The 15,200-nt window shown below is 59.2% G+C and carries 16 protein-coding genes; 7 read left to right on the top strand and 9 right to left on the bottom strand.

The features are described 5' to 3' along the window. Positions 1-18 precede the first annotated feature (18 nt). From K6T64_RS06900 to K6T64_RS06875, 6 genes are read right to left on the bottom strand one after another with little or no spacing between them, the layout of a single operon-like run. A complete protein-coding gene (locus K6T64_RS06900) occupies positions 19-732 on the bottom strand; it encodes an ABC transporter ATP-binding protein (protein WP_100668025.1) in 714 nt (237 codons plus the stop codon). After that, on the bottom strand, positions 725-1,492 hold the full coding sequence (locus tag K6T64_RS06895; RefSeq protein WP_100669394.1) for an ABC transporter ATP-binding protein: 768 nt from the start codon (positions 1,490-1,492) through the stop codon (positions 725-727). The genes K6T64_RS06900 and K6T64_RS06895 overlap by 8 nt, the downstream gene beginning before the upstream one ends. Beyond that, positions 1,489-2,466 carry a branched-chain amino acid ABC transporter permease gene (locus tag K6T64_RS06890; protein WP_157935470.1) on the bottom strand — a complete coding sequence of 326 codons (978 nt, stop codon included), beginning with the start codon at positions 2,464-2,466 and terminating at the stop codon, positions 1,489-1,491. Before K6T64_RS06890 ends, K6T64_RS06895 begins: the two co-directional genes overlap by 4 nt. Continuing rightward, complete coding sequence (locus K6T64_RS06885) at positions 2,463-3,335, bottom strand: branched-chain amino acid ABC transporter permease (RefSeq protein WP_288009227.1); 873 nt, start codon at positions 3,333-3,335, stop codon at positions 2,463-2,465. The genes K6T64_RS06890 and K6T64_RS06885 overlap by 4 nt, the downstream gene beginning before the upstream one ends. Before the next feature lie 36 nt (positions 3,336-3,371). After that, positions 3,372-4,526 (bottom strand): ABC transporter substrate-binding protein, encoded by a 1,155-nt coding sequence (locus K6T64_RS06880; RefSeq protein ID WP_232059841.1) that lies wholly within the window; start codon positions 4,524-4,526, stop codon positions 3,372-3,374. Positions 4,527-4,550: 24 nt separating this feature from the next. Next, on the bottom strand, positions 4,551-5,210 hold the full coding sequence (locus K6T64_RS06875) for a GntR family transcriptional regulator (protein ID WP_170085842.1): 660 nt from the start codon (positions 5,208-5,210) through the stop codon (positions 4,551-4,553). 359 nt (positions 5,211-5,569) lie between these two features. Here K6T64_RS06875 and K6T64_RS06870 point away from each other — a divergent pair, with 359 nt between their 5' ends. Then, positions 5,570-6,529: a glycosyltransferase family 2 protein gene (locus tag K6T64_RS06870; protein WP_288009225.1), complete on the top strand. Its 960-nt coding sequence runs from the start codon at positions 5,570-5,572 to the stop codon at positions 6,527-6,529. Between the two features lie 129 nt (positions 6,530-6,658). On the opposite strand, the gene K6T64_RS06865 is transcribed toward K6T64_RS06870, so the two are convergent. After that, on the bottom strand, positions 6,659-7,492 hold the full coding sequence (locus K6T64_RS06865) for a CsxC family protein (RefSeq protein ID WP_288009223.1): 834 nt from the start codon (positions 7,490-7,492) through the stop codon (positions 6,659-6,661). 185 nt (positions 7,493-7,677) lie between these two features. Between K6T64_RS06865 and K6T64_RS06860 the strand changes: the two genes are divergently transcribed. The 6 genes from K6T64_RS06860 to K6T64_RS06835 are packed head-to-tail and all read left to right on the top strand — an operon-like array spanning position 7,678 to position 13,095. Beyond that, positions 7,678-8,721: an NAD-binding protein gene (locus tag K6T64_RS06860; RefSeq protein ID WP_288009221.1), complete on the top strand. Its 1,044-nt coding sequence runs from the start codon at positions 7,678-7,680 to the stop codon at positions 8,719-8,721. Further along, positions 8,718-9,707: a GDP-mannose 4,6-dehydratase gene (locus K6T64_RS06855; RefSeq protein WP_288009219.1), complete on the top strand. Its 990-nt coding sequence runs from the start codon at positions 8,718-8,720 to the stop codon at positions 9,705-9,707. Before K6T64_RS06860 ends, K6T64_RS06855 begins: the two co-directional genes overlap by 4 nt. 12 nt (positions 9,708-9,719) lie before the next feature. Then, positions 9,720-10,442 (top strand): sugar phosphate nucleotidyltransferase, encoded by a 723-nt coding sequence (locus tag K6T64_RS06850; protein WP_288009218.1) that lies wholly within the window; start codon positions 9,720-9,722, stop codon positions 10,440-10,442. Positions 10,443-10,448: 6 nt separating this feature from the next. Further along, positions 10,449-11,363: an NAD-dependent epimerase/dehydratase family protein gene (locus K6T64_RS06845; protein ID WP_288009217.1), complete on the top strand. Its 915-nt coding sequence runs from the start codon at positions 10,449-10,451 to the stop codon at positions 11,361-11,363. Further along, positions 11,360-12,103, top strand: a complete 744-nt coding sequence (locus tag K6T64_RS06840) for a glycosyltransferase family 2 protein (protein ID WP_170085847.1) — start codon at positions 11,360-11,362, stop codon at positions 12,101-12,103. The genes K6T64_RS06845 and K6T64_RS06840 overlap by 4 nt, the downstream gene beginning before the upstream one ends. Next, a complete protein-coding gene (locus tag K6T64_RS06835; RefSeq protein WP_100668036.1) occupies positions 12,100-13,095 on the top strand; it encodes a glycosyltransferase family 4 protein in 996 nt (331 codons plus the stop codon). Before K6T64_RS06840 ends, K6T64_RS06835 begins: the two co-directional genes overlap by 4 nt. Here the strand turns inward: K6T64_RS06835 and K6T64_RS06830 are convergent. Then, positions 13,047-14,045, bottom strand: coding sequence for a glycosyltransferase family 4 protein (locus tag K6T64_RS06830; RefSeq protein WP_288009215.1), 999 nt, complete (start codon positions 14,043-14,045; stop codon positions 13,047-13,049). The two genes, K6T64_RS06835 and K6T64_RS06830, sit on opposite strands and share 49 nt — an antisense overlap. Positions 14,046-14,063: 18 nt before the next feature. Continuing rightward, a complete protein-coding gene (locus K6T64_RS06825; RefSeq protein ID WP_170099518.1) occupies positions 14,064-14,813 on the bottom strand; it encodes a hypothetical protein in 750 nt (249 codons plus the stop codon). Positions 14,814-15,200 lie beyond the last annotated feature (387 nt).

Raw genomic sequence — 15,200 nt, 5'->3', positions numbered from 1 at the left:
TCTCGCCTTTCCCTCCCATCAGGAGTCGCTCAAACCCAGGTACACTTCCTTGATCCGCTGAAGTTCCGAATCGTCCAGGCGTTCCGATTGGTGGACAATGGTGCCAGTTTCCATCACGTAAACCCGGTCCACGACGTGAAGAGCCGCAGTGGCGTTTTGTTCCACCAATAGGATCGTGGTACCGTCCTCGGCGATTTGGCGAATCGTTTTAAACACACTCTCCACGATTACCGGCGCCAGTCCCATCGACGGTTCATCCAGCATGAGCAGATCGGGCTTCGGGGCGAGAGCCCTGGCAATGGCCAGCATTTGTTGTTCGCCGCCGCTCAACGTACCTCCCAACTGGTGGTAACGTTCCCGAAGTCGGGGAAACAGGTTGAGGGCGTATTCCAGACGTTCTCCGGCGTTCACCCGATCCCTCACCCGGTCTAAAGCCACCAAAAGATTCTCTTTAACCGTCATATCGGAGAAGATGTGCCTGCCTTGAGGAACGTGAGCGATCCCCATGCGCAAGAGCCGCGCCGGGGAAATCCCGACGAGGTCCTGTCCCTGGTACAAGACCTGGCCGCCGCCTGGGCGAATCAAACCGGAAATCACGCGCAAAAGTGTCGTCTTCCCCACACCGTTAGCTCCCAGCAGCCCCACCACCTCACCCCGGTGAACCGTCAAATTCACACCGTGAAGGATTTGGATTTCTCCATAGCCGCCGACCACATTCCGAACCTCAAGCACCGCCCGCGCCCCCCAGATACGCCTCAACCACCCGCTTGTCCCGGGCTATGGCCTCGGGTAGACCTTCGGCAATTTTTTCCCCGTTATCCATCACCATTACCCGTTCGGCAACCCGCATCAAGACTCGCATGTTGTGTTCCACCAGCACCACCGCAATCCCCGCTTCTTTGCAGCGCACGATCAGGTCGGCCATTTGCAAGGATTCTTGAGGATTAAAACCTGCCGTCGGTTCGTCCAAGAGGAGGATCTTCGGCCGAATCATCAACGCCCTGGCCATTTCTACGCGTCGCCGTTCCTGAAGGGAAAGGTGATCCGCTATAACTGACTCCTGGCCTGCCATATCCACGAAGTTCAAAACCTCCCGGGCCCGTTCCACCAGTTGCTGTTCGGACCGTTTCCAAACACGGCGACGAAAAAGAATATCCACCAAATTTCGGTCGGCGTGAACATGACCCCCGACCAGAACGTTTTCCATCACCGTTCCACCCCTCAACAAACGAACGGTTTGAAAACTCCGTCCAACTCCCAAGGAAGCGAGGACCCATGGTGGTGGATTGACCCGCCCTGCCACGACGAACGACCCCTCGGACGGTCGCTGTAAACCCGACAGCACATTTAATAACGTGGATTTCCCGGCACCATTGGGCCCGATGATCCCGAGAATCTCATCACTCCTGATCTGCAGGTCAACACGCCGTACCGCCCACAGTCCTCCGAACCGTACGGAAACCTGTTGGATATCCGCAAGGACCTCCTTCATGCCGCCGGCCTCCTCGCCCGGGCCTTACTCACCGGAAGTCGATTGCGCCGAAAGCCTGTGAAAAGAACCGGATAAACCCCTTCAGGCATAAACACGATCACTGCAACCAGAAGCGCACCAAAAATGACCAGTCGCAGACCGCCCAAGCTTCGGAGCAGCTCCCCGATGAACGACAACAAGGCCGCACCGACGAGCGGGCCGAATAACGTTCCCACTCCGCCAATAATGGCGGTGATCAAAATCATGATGGACTGGTTCAAATCAAAGACATCCGGGCTCACAAAATTGATGGCACCCGCATACAAGGCGCCAGCCAAGCCGGCAATAGCACCGCTCAGAGAAAACACGAGAAGCTTGTACCGATGCACGTGAATCCCGCTCGTCAGGGCAGAAATTTCGTCCCCCCGGATGCACTTCCAGGCCCGGCCGATGGACGAACGCACCAGAATATCCACCAGACCCACGATTAGTGCGAGACAGGCCAGGGCAAAGGCCAGGAAGAAGTTGGGGTACTGAAGGGATACCCCAAACAATTCCGGAGATGGGATGCCTCGAATGCCAGAGGGCCCGTTGGTGAGGGCCGTCCAGTTGTTGAGCACCACGTTGGCAATCACGCCGAATCCCAGGGTGGCAATCGCAAGAAAATGCCCCCGCAGACGGGTGGTGGGCAGTCCCAGCAAAAACCCCGCCACTGCCGGCATCAAACAAGCCATGACAAACGAAGGCCAATATCCCCATTGGTACGTCGTTGTAAGAACCGCCACCGTGTAAGCGCCGATTCCGTAAAAACCCGCCTGCCCCAGGGACATCTGCCCGGTGTATCCCACCAAAAGGTTTACACTCACAGCCAAAACCGCGCTAATCACCGCCAGAATCAATACATTCAGGATGTAAAGATTCTGGACGTAGAGACTCGCTCCCACACAGAGGACGGCCACCGCAACACCAAGCCAGCGTTTCACCCCTTCTTTCACACCTTTTCCCCCCGAACCTTCGTTAGAATGCCTTGCGGCCGGAAAATGAGCATCGCAATGAGCACTCCGAAAACAATGGCATCTTGAAACCCGCTGGAGATATAGCCGGCCGCGAGACTCTGCACCAATCCCACCAGCAGGCCCCCTGCAATAGCCCCGGGCACGTTTCCCATTCCACCGAGCACAACCACGGCAAACGCATTCAGGGTCAGGGATATCCCCATGGTGGGGTACACGTTGTACAGGGGGGCGAGGAGGGCCCCCGCCACCCCGGTCAGTGCCACGCCGAGCACAAACGTTAGAATCGAGATCCTTCGAGTCTGAATCCCGTACAACGTCGCAGTATCGGGGTCGAGGGACGCCGCCCGGACCGATCGCCCAAAGGACGTGTACTGGAGTAGCCCGTAAATCAGCCCACAGAGAACCAGGCTCACCAGGGCCGCCAGAAGTCTTTGTTCGGATAGATAGATCCCGAACAGATGAAGCGTTTGCCCAGACAGCGGGCTGTGCACCACCTGGGGATCGGGGGAAAACAGGTATTGGGCGAGATTCACTAAGAATAAAGAAACACCCAACGAACTGAGCATCATCGTCATCGGATCATTTTGGCGCAACGGATGAAAAGCCAGAAGGTGAACCACGAATCCGACCGCTCCGGCCAGGAGGAAAGCGGCCGCCACCGCCAAGGGGTACGGTAACCCCGCTTGGACCAACAGGTAGGTACCGAACCCCCCCACCATGGCAAACTCCCCTTGAGCAAAGTTCGAAAGGTTCATGACGCCATAGATTAACGTCAACCCCAACGCCACTAAGGCGTACACCGTCCCATTAATCAGACCGTTGACGACTTGTTGGGCAAAAACCGTCACGACCCCTCACACCTCTCGTCCGACATGAGATAAAACTTACGATTTGGGGCGGTAGATGACAACTTGTTGGCCGTTCTGAACTTGAGTAATCCATACTTTTGCTTGCGCTTGTCCGTGGTCGTCAAAGGTGATGTTGCCCATGACACCCTGGAACTGCTTGATCGCATGCAGAGCCTCCACGACCTTTTTCGGGTCTGTAGTCCCCGCTTTTTTCACGCCCTCCGCATAAAAGTACACTGCGTCATAAGGGGCGGCCGCATAGTAGCTATCAGGAACCTCGCCGAATTTTTTCTTATAGTTCGCCACGAAAGTCTCAATCTTTGGGTCGCCCTGAACCGGTGAAAAGTAATCCGTATGAATCAAACCATCCACGGCGCTCCCGGCCAATTTGATCGGCTGACTGCCCATGAACCCGCCGAAACTATAGAGGTGAACGTTCATGCCCAGGTCTTTGGCCTGTTTGGCGATTAAGGCACCTTCCGCCACAAGACCCGCGATGACCAAGCCTTGGGGGTGATTCGCTTTCATTTTGGTTAATTCGTTTGTGAATTCCTTTTGTCCCACATTGTAGAACTCCATGTCGCTCACCGTGCCGCCGCCAGCTTGGAAATTCTGGTTGAACGTCAAGGCAATTCCTCGGCCATAATCGGTGTTTTCCGCAATGATTGCCACGTTCCGGTCCGAAGTTTTTTGCAAGATATAGTCCACTAAAGATTTGACCTGCATGGTGTTGTCCGCAACGTTTCGAAACACATGGGGATAACCGGTCGTGACAATGTTGTCAGCTACAGCCACCGGAACCAGGGTCGGGATGCTGGCTTTCGCGGTCAATCCAGCGTCACTCAACGTATCGGGACTTTTTAGGGTACCCATCCACGCGTCTATGTGTTCTTGATTGATCAGGCGTTGGGTAGCCGTCACAGACTGTGTCGAATTTTGTTGGTCGTCCAAGGCAACGAGCTGTAATTGCCGTCCAAGAAGCCCACCCGATTGATTGATTTCATCCACGGCCAGCTGAGCACCGTTTTCCATCTGCTTCCCGTATAACGCACCACTTCCGGATAGAGCCGTGACAAGGCCGATTTTTATCGGACCTTGATTGGACGAAGAAGCACTTTGTTGCCCTGCGCCCTGGGGCGATGCACATCCCGCCAGTAAGGCCATCATCGCGACGGCTCCAAGCCATTTCATCGTTTTCAAATCCCGGTCTCCTCCTCAGTCCAAGATCGTGCCGCGAGATATTCGCGACAGTACCTCACGAATGTGTTGTTCCATGAAACTCGCCGCTGCCTCCGGTTTCCCCAACTCTACGGCTGCCCGAATAGATTCGTGTTCGGACAAAGCCGCCAGAGAACTTTGATACAGTGTTTGGGAGAGAATCAAAAAACGCTGTACCTGAACATTCAACCGATCGATCATCTCGACGAGACGAGAATTTCCTGCGAGGGAAGCCAAGGCCACATGAAAATCGTGGTCGAGTTCCACATATCGAACGTACTCCCCATCTTGTCTTGCACGATCTTGATCGGCTATGAGTTCACCAAGGCGCGCCATCTGCTCTGGCTGCCTTCGAATGGCTGCCAATTTTGCGGCAAAGGGTTCAAGTGCCAGCCGGCATTCAAACCATTCTTGAACATCCCGCAGGGAGACGCGGGCCACCTCCACCCCGCGGCCGGAACGAAGGGCCACAAGGCCATCATGTTCCAACTGTTTTAACGCTGCCCGGATCGGTGTGCGGCTAATGCCGAGCTGTTCTGCCAACATCTCCTCAGTCAATAATTGACCGGGAAGAAAAGTTGAGTCGATAATACGCTTCTTGAGAATTTGATAAGCTTGCTCCGACAGAGTACCGTTTCGTCCGATGTTAGGAAGCACAACAGCCCTCCCCATCCACGATGCATTGTTTTTGTATGCGTATTTGTATACAAAAGATGAGCCATCTACCCTTCGACCCCCAGCGCAATCGGCACATTCACCCCCTTGTTTTCAACGGGATTCTTCACAGATGACCACCACTGGCCGGCTTGGATCATGAAAAATTTTTCTTTTCCATTCCAAGCCATTGCCTGTAAGTAAACTGCACATAAATATTTCGCCACGTCCCTTCACGATTCCTTCATGTTGAGAAAAAATTTTTTCTGGATCTCGCGGTCTCGGTCGGAGTCTTCCTCACACACGGCATTTCCCGCGTCATATACTATCCCGTGCCATATTTGCCTACGGGAGGGGTTGCTGTGGACCCCGAGGTCAGCATCATCCTGCCCGCCAGGAATGAACGGGATCATCTGGAACAAACGGTTCGGTCGATTTGGGGCGCCAGATCCGGCGTGACTTATGAAATGATTGTGGTGGAGGACGGTTCCACCGACACCACGCCGGAGATTGCCGATAGCCTCGCCCACGCGGCTCTGCCCCGCGAATTGGCCCAAAGAAGCCCGGAAGGTTCAAAAGTGCCTGTCCCACACGCGCACGAAAGTCCGCCCGCCGCGGGCCTGAACGTGATCCACACCGGCGGTCTCGGGGCGGCCAGGGCAAGAAATGTCGGTGCCGAAGCGGCCCGGGGGCGAATTCTGGTTTTCTGCGATGCCCATGTGTTTGTTGAGGATGGCTGGCTGGATGAGTTGGTACAGTTACTGCGCTCCGGAGACTGGGATGCGGTGTGTCCGGGGATTGCTGCCCACGACCGGACGGACTTGGCGGGATTCGGGCAGTCGTTGTCCGGGTCCGGAGAGATTCGCTGGCTGCCAAAGCCCGAACAGCCGCAGGCAGTACCGATTCTCCCCGGGGCTTGCATCGCCGTTTCCTCAGAGGTTTTTCGACAGGTGGGGGGATTCGACGATGGCTTTCGCACCTGGGGGTTCGAAGACATCGAATGGTCATTGCGCATGTGGCTCATGGGATGTCGCCTCGGCACGACACCGAACACCGTGGTTCGCCACGTGTTCCGCAAAGTTCATCCCTACGCCGTTCCCTCCTACGATTACTACTACAACTTGGCTCGAATGGCACTCAGCCATTTTAGCGGACCCCGATTGGCCCGGCTCCTACGGGGGCTGTCCACACACCCCATGCGCTTCGACCTGCTGGTGGAGGTCCTTTCACACCAGACCCTGGAACGCCGTCAAGAACTATTTAACGCCCGGGTCCATAGCGACGAGTGGCTTGTCCAAACCTTCGCGCTGCCCTTGGAGTAACGGCGGCACCTCGACACATCCCTTTGTGGCCCGCGTTACCCGCCGATGAAGCCCATCATCCGGATACCGCCCCTCCTGCGGGGGCCGCTTCGGTCGCTCCCGAGCGGCCCCCGATAGCCGGCAAACGTTTCAGACCGGCGGCAGAGGCGGCAGTGTCGTCGGCGTCGGCGTCGGGGTCGGGGTCGGCCCAACCGGAGGAGCCGGATCCAGGACCAGTTGGCGTTGCAACACTTGAATGGTCAGTAACACCATCATCTGCTCCCGAAAGGTGCGGAAACTCCGCTCTCCGATGGGCGGGTCCCCTGCCTGGGAGTCGCGCTCCCCGAGGGGCGTAGAGCTGCCTTCCCCGTAGAGGCGAGGGACATCCGCCTGGAGCACGGCGGCGCTCACCAATTCACAAAAAGGCTTGCTGTCATAGTCAACGATGGTAATGGAGTCCGTTTCCCGAAGCGGCCGGCCAAACCGCCCCACCATTTGGAACTCCTCGTAAATTTCCGGAGCCGGCTCAATGGGCGGCGCCAGGAAAGTCACCGCGGTGACACTCTCAAATGGAACATCCACGATGGTGTGGCGCACATCTCCGCTCACGGCTCTCCGGGTCACCCGAGAAGCCGTGCCGTACTGGATATCCTCCCGAACCCGCCCGCGGACAAACAGCCGATTGGTGGGCATCAGCAGGTCGCATTGATCCAGGAAGACCGTTTTGTCGATGCGAAGGATGTCGGTGGCCGGATCCGGCAGGCGAATCGAGGCGTCCAGGTCGATCTGCATAGTGAGTTGCGCCAACAACACCGGGGTCTTGATCGTCACAGGACCCACGGTGGGCACAGGGGTCACCAGCGTGCTCGGCGCTTCGGGAGGTGTTCTGGCTTCCAACACCTCCGCCTCACGGCACTCCGAACGAATCCCGAGCACATCGACGTCGGCAGTCCGGGAGCCGAGACGGCTGCGTGTTCTACTCATTCCTCATTTCCTCCCCTTTCTTTGAGAATCGGGATTCACCACAATGGTATGGCCGAGGTTCTTAAAACGAATCGGCCCCTGTCCAAGGCCGTCGCCCTGTTTTCTCCCTTTCCGCACACGTCCACACGGCGGGCTGCCCGTCTCTCATACACTGGCAACACCTCATCCCTTGGAGGTGGTGCCCCGTGCACATCTGTGTGATTGGCGCGGGCCATATCGGGCAGCACGTTCTCACTCACCTTAGGCGCGTTCAACCCGCCGACGTTCTCACGGCGGTGGACATCGATCCCGATAAAGTAACCGCCCTGCTAGAGCAGGGCATTTCTGCAGACGGCATTTGTCGGGATCCCGACCAGGTCGACGTGTGGATTGTCTGCGTCTCCACCGGGCCCGGGCTGTCCTGGCTCTTTCAAGCCCTGGACGGTATCCGCCCGAAACCCGGGGCTCTGGTGAGCATCGAATCTACCCTTCCGGTGGGAACAACGGCGAAGGCGGCGGAGAGGTTTCGCGCCCGGGGATACACCCCCGGCAAGGATTTTTATCTCACCCATGTCCCTCACCGGGTGTTATTTGGGGTAGACGAAGACCCGACCGGCACCACCCGGGTGATCGCAGGAGTCACGGAGACCAGCCTTCAGGCGGGGATCCAATTTTATACCGCTTGCCAAATTCCCCTTTTTCCCGTCAGCCGCCCGGAGATCGCCGAACTGGCCAAACTCGTCGAAAACTCCGCCCGGTACATGGAGATCGCCTTTGCCGAAGCCTTGAAGATGGGCTGTGACGCCGGGGGTCTCGATTTTGACGAATTACGCCTGGCTGTGGGCACCAAAGACAACGTCCGACTGGCGGATGTCGACTATGGCATCGGCGGGGAGTGTCTGCCCAAGGACCTTGGCTTTCTGCAGCAATGGCTCAACGCCCCTCTCCTTGAAGCTGCCGCCAACACGGATCAGGCGTACCGGCGCCACTTGTTGGAAATCGCCCGGGGCAGGCGGGCGGCCCTTTTGGCGGGGCTCACGTATAAGCCCGGGGTCCCGGTGGTGGAGGGAAGCCGGGCGGTGGAATTGGGCCGACAGCTGCAGCAACAGGGCGTGGAAGTGTTCGCTCAGGATCCCCTTCTCACCGAGGATCAGCTCAAGAAGCTCGGCTTTCTGCCCTATCGGGACGGCGTGGACGTGGACGTGGTGTATTGGCGGGGCAAATGGGAAGAGAGGAGGAGCACGCCGTGAACTGGAATGGAGTTCCTGTCCTCGTCACCGGAGCCGCAGGATTTATCGGAAGTCACGTGACGGAGCTTTTGGTCCGGCGCGGAGCCCGGGTGCGGCCCTTTGTCCGGTATAACTCCACCCGCAATCTCGGGTGGCTCGCCCACCTCGACCCGGCCATCCAGCAGGAATTGGATGTGGTGGCCGGCGATCTGGGCGATGCCGAGGCCGTTCTTCAAGCTGCCCGGGGGGTGGAAATGATTTTTCACCTCGGGGCAATGATTTCGATTCCCTACTCCTACGCCCACCCCCGGGAAGTGGTGGAGACCAACGTGATCGGCACCCTGAACATTCTCACCGCCGCCCGGGACCTAGGCGTCAAGCGGGTCATCCACACGTCCACCAGTGAGGTGTACGGAACCGCACGGTTTGTGCCCATCGATGAAAATCATCCCCTTCAGGGCCAATCGCCATATGCGGCGAGCAAAATCGGAGCCGACAAATTGGCCGAGAGCTTTTTTTGCTCTTATGAGCTTCCGGTGGTCACCGTGCGGCCCTTTAACGCCTACGGGCCTCGCCAATCCCTGCGGGGTGTCATTCCCACCATTCTCGTGCAGGCCCTGACCCGGGACCGGATTCAACTGGGCGATTTGTCGACAAAAAGGGATTTTACCTATGTTGAGGACACCGCCGCCGGCTTCGTCCGGGCCGCGGAAGTGGATGAGGCCGTAGGAGAAGTCTTTAACATCGGGAGCGGCCGGGAAATCACCATCGGCGATCTCGTTGAGGAAGTCTTTTCGATCACCGGGCGAAGGCTGCCTTTGGAACAGGAGGCCAAGCGGCTGCGGCCCACTCGGAGCGAAGTGCGCCGACTGTGGGCGGACTTCTCGAAAGCCGCGAGAATCCTGGGTTGGCGCCCCCAGGTCGACCTTCGGGAAGGGCTGGAACGAACGTTAGAATGGGTCAACGACCACCTGGACCGGTTTCCCGCCGACAACTATGTCGTGTGAGGGGGGAGTCCTGTGAAAGCGGTCATTATGGCGGGGGGGCGGGGTCAGCGGCTGCGCCCGCTCACCGACGTCATTCCCAAGCCCCTCCTCCCCTTGGACGGAGTTCCCATGGTGGAAATCCTGATCCGGCAACTTAAGTCCCAGGGTTTTGACGACCTGGTGTTGACCGTCGGCTATCGGGCTGATCTTCTTCGCACCTACCTGGGCGGCGGAGAAGCCTTAGGCGCCCGCATCACCTATATCGAAGAAACGGAACCCCGGGGTACAGCCGGAAGTCTCAGCCAGTTGTCTGCCGATCAGCCGCTGCTCGTCGTCAACGGCGACATCCTGACCACGGCGGGATTTTGTGACATCGTCGCCAAACACGAGGAATACGGTGCTGCGTTGACCCTGGTTTCCTACCCATCGGAGATTCCCGTGGATTTTGGCGTCCTCCACACCGAGGGAGAGCGCGTGCTCCGGGTGGAGGAAAAGCCGCGTCTTCCGGCTCTGGTCAGCACCGGGATCTACGTACTCTCCCCGGACGCCTTGGCCATGGTTCCGGATGGGCGTTACGATATGACCGACCTCATCGAGCGGCTGATCGCCGAAGGCCGCCGGGTATGCCACTACCCGCTATCCGGCGTATGGATCGATGTCGGGCGAATGGAAGACTTCAGGCGGGCGCAAAAACTGTTCGCGGCCGACCAGGGCCGTTTTTTGCCGTCCCCATCCAAGGTGAAACGAAAGGAGTGAACCGTCGTGAGCACCGTGTTGGTGACGGGAAGCCGGGGAACCCTCGGCAAACGCCTCGTCTCGGCCTTGCGGCAAACTGGTCACGATGTGTGGCAGTGCGACCTGCACCACACCGCTGAGCCTCAATATTTTCGCGCTGACGTGGGCAATTATCGCCAACTGGAGCGGGTGTTCGAGCAGGATTACGACTTCGTTTACCACTTGGCTGCAGAATTCGGGCGAATCAATGGCGAGGAGTATTACGATACCCTGTGGCAGACCAATGTCGTGGGCACTCGGAATATCTTGGAATTTCAGCGGAAAAAGGGATTTAAGCTCATCTTTGCCAGTTCCTCGGAGATCTACGGGCAAAGCCGGGAGCCAGTCCTTGATGAAGATCTGCCGACTCGCCAGCCGGTCATTCCCCATAACGACTACGCCATGACCAAATGGGTGAATGAAGTGCAGATCATGAATTTTGAACAGCGTTACGAGGTGCCCGTCATGCGGTTGCGCCTGTTCAACGCCTACGGCCCAGGAGAATTTTATCACCCCTACCGCAGTGTGGTGTGCCTGTTCCTGTACCGGGCCCTCCACCGGCTCCCGTATACCGTGTATAAAGGCTACCACCGGGTCTTCATGTATGTGGACGACCTGATCGCGACGTTGGTCCGGTGCATCGATCGATTCCGCCCCGGAGAGGTGTACAACATCGGCGGACGGGAATACCGAAGCGTGCATGAATTGAGCGACAAAATTCTCGCCCTCACCGGGGCGTCGGAAGATCTTGTGACCTATCTCCCCGAAGATGCGCACAACACGGTCAACAAGCGCCCGAACATCGCCAGGGCCGAGCGGGATCTCCGCCACGATCCGAAGATCACCCTGGACGAAGGCCTCCCTTTGACTTTGGAGTGGATGCGGCAGGTGTATCACGTGTGAGTGCGGTGGGAGCCGGAACGGGGAGTCCGCTCATCAGCGTGGTGGTGCCGGTGTACAACCACGAGCGCTATATCTTTGAGTGCGTGGACAGCGCCCTGATGCAAGAGGGGGCTCCCCCCTTTGAAGTCGTGGTGGTGGACGACGGCTCCACCGACCGGACGCCGCGCATTCTGCAAACCTTTGGGCCCCGTATCCAGGTGATTCGCCAGCCCAGATCCGGCGCCGCCACCGCGCTGAATCGGGGGTTCGCCGCCGCCCGGGCGCCCTACGTATGCTGGTTATCCTCAGACGACCGGTTTGAGCCGGGAAAACTCGCCGCTCAGTGGCAATACGTCACCCGTCACCCCTGTACGGCCCTGTGCTATACGTCGTTTCATGTGATCGACGGCCACGGCGTCCGCCAGTATACGGTGGACTCACCCTGGGATTCGGACCGAAACCGCCTCTACGCCACCTTATTGGAAGGTTGTTTTATTAACGGCTCCACCACGATCGTGCGGAAAGATGCCTTTTTCCAAGTCGGGGGATTCGATCCGGCACTGGTTCAAGGCCACGATTACGACCTGTGGCTGCGGCTGTTTGAGCGATACGAGGTGGGATGTATCCCGGAACCGCTCTTGTCCTACCGGTGGCACGGGTCGAACATGAGCGCCAACCCCGCCGCCGACCGCTACTACAGTAATCTCGTGCGACAACGGGCTGCCCGTCGAAGACAACAGTTTGGAGGTGGTACGTCGTGAATATCGTCATCCCGGTGATGAGCCTTCACCGGGGCGGGGGATGCCGGGTGATCGCCGAAATGGCCAATGGCTTGCAGGCCTATGGCCACCGGGTGTCCATCGTACTGTTGGAGAATGCAGAGCTGGCTTACGACGTTCGGGTGCCGATCATCCGCGTGCCGGCCCTGATCCCGGAAGTCCTGCCGGAAGCGGACGTTTACATTCCAAATTTTTACCCGACCGTCATGCCCGCTTATCAAGCGGGAAAAGCTCGGGTCGTGCGCCTGTCCAACGGCTACGAACCCCTGTGGGTTCCGGATAAAGGAGCCGCCCTGGAAACGTACCGGCTCCCCGTTCCCGTCCTGGCCATCTCCCGGGTGCTCCAGCAGCAAATCCGCCAGGCGGTAGGTCGCTCCAGTTATCTCGTCCAGCCCGGGGTCGACCCATCGGTATTTCGGCCCTACCCCGAGATTCCCCGGCGCAGGCACCGGGTCTTTTTCATCTATCGGGCCGAGAGTTACGGCTATTTCTATAAAGGATCGGCAGATTTCTTTCAAGCGATGGATATCGTGCGCCGGGTGATCCCGGACGTGGAGATCGTGATGGTATCCACGGACGGGGTCGAGATTCAGACCGATTTACCCTTCACCCTGGCCCGGGCGGACACCGACCGGGATATGGCCGAGCTCTACACAGGGAGCGACCTGTTCGTCTCGGCGTCCTGGTTTGAGGCTTTGTGCCTGCCCGCCCTTGAGGCCATGGCCTGCGGGACCCCCGTCGTCACCACCGATTCCGGAGGGGTGAGGGATTTTGCCGTGCCGGGCGAGAACTGCCTCATGGTCCCGCCCCGGTCCCCGGAACTTTTGGCCCGGGCGATCCTACGGGTACTCACTAACAATTTTCTCCGGGAGCGGTTGCGCCGGGCGGGGCTTCGCACTGCCGCCCAGTGGACTTGGCAGCGTTTTTATCGCCAAGTGGACGCCGCCCTCACCACCGCTTTGACCGCCTCTTGATACAGTCGGGTCCAGTGGGCCTCTCGGGCGGTCTCCAACCCTCCGGCGATCAAGTGGGTTCGCAGTGTGAGGTCTGTGAGGGCAAGTTGGATCATCCGGGCCAGCCTCTGAACATCACCAGGTGGGGCGAGCACGGCGTTGTACCCGGACACGGCGATTTCGTTCATACCGTCTCCATACACGCCGGCCACCGGGGTGCCGCAGGCCATCGCTTCCAGGACGGAAATCGGGGCCCTTTCGCCACCCGCCGGATGAATGAACAGGTCCACGGAGTTGTACAGGAGGGCCAGCTGGTGATCGGGCAGCCGGCCGTGCAAGACCCAGCCTTCTCCGGGGGGCCGGACGCCCCCCCGGCAGAGAGCGTGACACTCCACCCCGGGCAGTGCCGATCTCACCCGATCCAGGGCGGCATACGCGACGCCGAGGCCCCGGGGCGGCAAGCCCGGGCCTTCGGGAGCGACAAGAAGCAACACCTTCTGGCCGACACCCGCGGGGCGGCGTTCCGGCCGCACTCGAAACACCGAAGGATCGACCCCCGGATGCAACACCGTTGCGACCTTCCCGAATCGGGACCGTACAAGAGCTCCGATTGATTCCGAGGTCACCCACACCGCCGCCTCCCGGATGCTTCGTTCCGCAGCCGCAGTGTCAGGTACGTAGAAAGGGTCAAACCGCCCGAGAAAGCGAATCACCCGACCTCCGGCACAACGGGCGGCGACATCGAAGGATTCAGTGTCCGCGGCCACCGCCACCTCCGACCCCTGAAGGTTATTCGGTCCGTCCGGAGCGATCCGGACCAGTGGACACTGCACCGGCCAGTCCACCGCCGCCGACTCCGGCACCGCCAGAGTCACCCGATGACCGGCGCTTTGAAGTCCATGTGCCAGCTCGATCACCGTACGGGCATGGCCGCCATATCCAAGATCCTTCGCCACCACCGTAACCCGCATGTTCACCCCCCCCCGTCGCTACCCTGGCATCGGACTGACCACCCGAATCCATAACGCTGCCCGCCCCGTCACCCGAACCCAAGCTGTCGGCGATCCTCCGGCATGCCGCCCAGGAAGTGAATATATCAGGACGTGCGCCTTCCAGTCGGAGGTGGTGACGTGCCTGGGCTCATCGAACTCAAGAAGCCCCTCGGGATCACCCCACCCACCCGAAGAAGCCTGCCCCACCTTCGGCAGATCGGCCATGAGAGGTGCACGTGTCTGAGGTCCCGGGAACACCTCTTCCCCCAGGATCAGCGTAAAGGGGATCTCCCGGCGTTCGTAGTGGAGGGGTGTGGATTCAAGTGAGAATTCCCCCGGGGCGGAGCCCACCGCCGTCACTCGAAGGGTCCCTTCCACACGCACTCCGCTGCCGAAACGAGGTATGGCCCTTTGGACCTCGACCTCCGCCTCCCACTGTGCCCTTTCACCGATCTCCCCCAGGACACCGGGCACCGGGGCCAGCCAGTCGACTTGCCAGACCTGTTCCAACATGTCGGCCGCCATCCACCGCGTGGTACCCTCTTCCCACCGATACAGAACCACAGGCCTCACCCGGTCCATGAGGCCGTCCTTTCCCGCATCGGCAGCCTCTCCTTCCCCCACTTCCACCACCTGGGGGTCCCTAGGGGCCCGGCGAAACCCATCGTCGCCCGGGGCCCCCCCGTCGCCGCGGATCTGCACAAATCGCTGCAGCCAGAGACCTGCGGCCTTTTTCCGGCGTTTCACCCTGGTCCCCCCTGTCCGCCCGCCCCGGACTCCCCAAATCCTGCGCGCAAGATCAAACACCCCCGACGCTGCCTGCCAGCCGCCATTTTCCCACCGTCGACCGTGTCACTTTTATCTGTACGCCAGATTCTAGGCGGCTGTGCAGGTTTTAACCGGAATCGAGCTTGGCCAGACTAGACCCAGAACCTTTGTCTAAACAAAGGAAACCGGGCGGTGACCGACCATGCCTCTTGTTTGGTGGATCGGAGGGACACTCCTCGCCCTGCTTCTCATCGCGGTTCTCGCCATAGGTGGATTCGTGGCGTGGCGATGGTGGCGGGGGTACATGTCGAGCTATAAATTCAAATTTCACGAACCGAACGTGCCCCTGAAGAAAAAGGAAATCAA

The organism is Kyrpidia sp. (assembly GCF_023512215.1).
GTDB lineage: Bacteria > Bacillota > Bacilli > Kyrpidiales > Kyrpidiaceae > Kyrpidia > Kyrpidia spormannii.
This window is presented reverse-complemented; position numbering and strand designations above follow the sequence as displayed.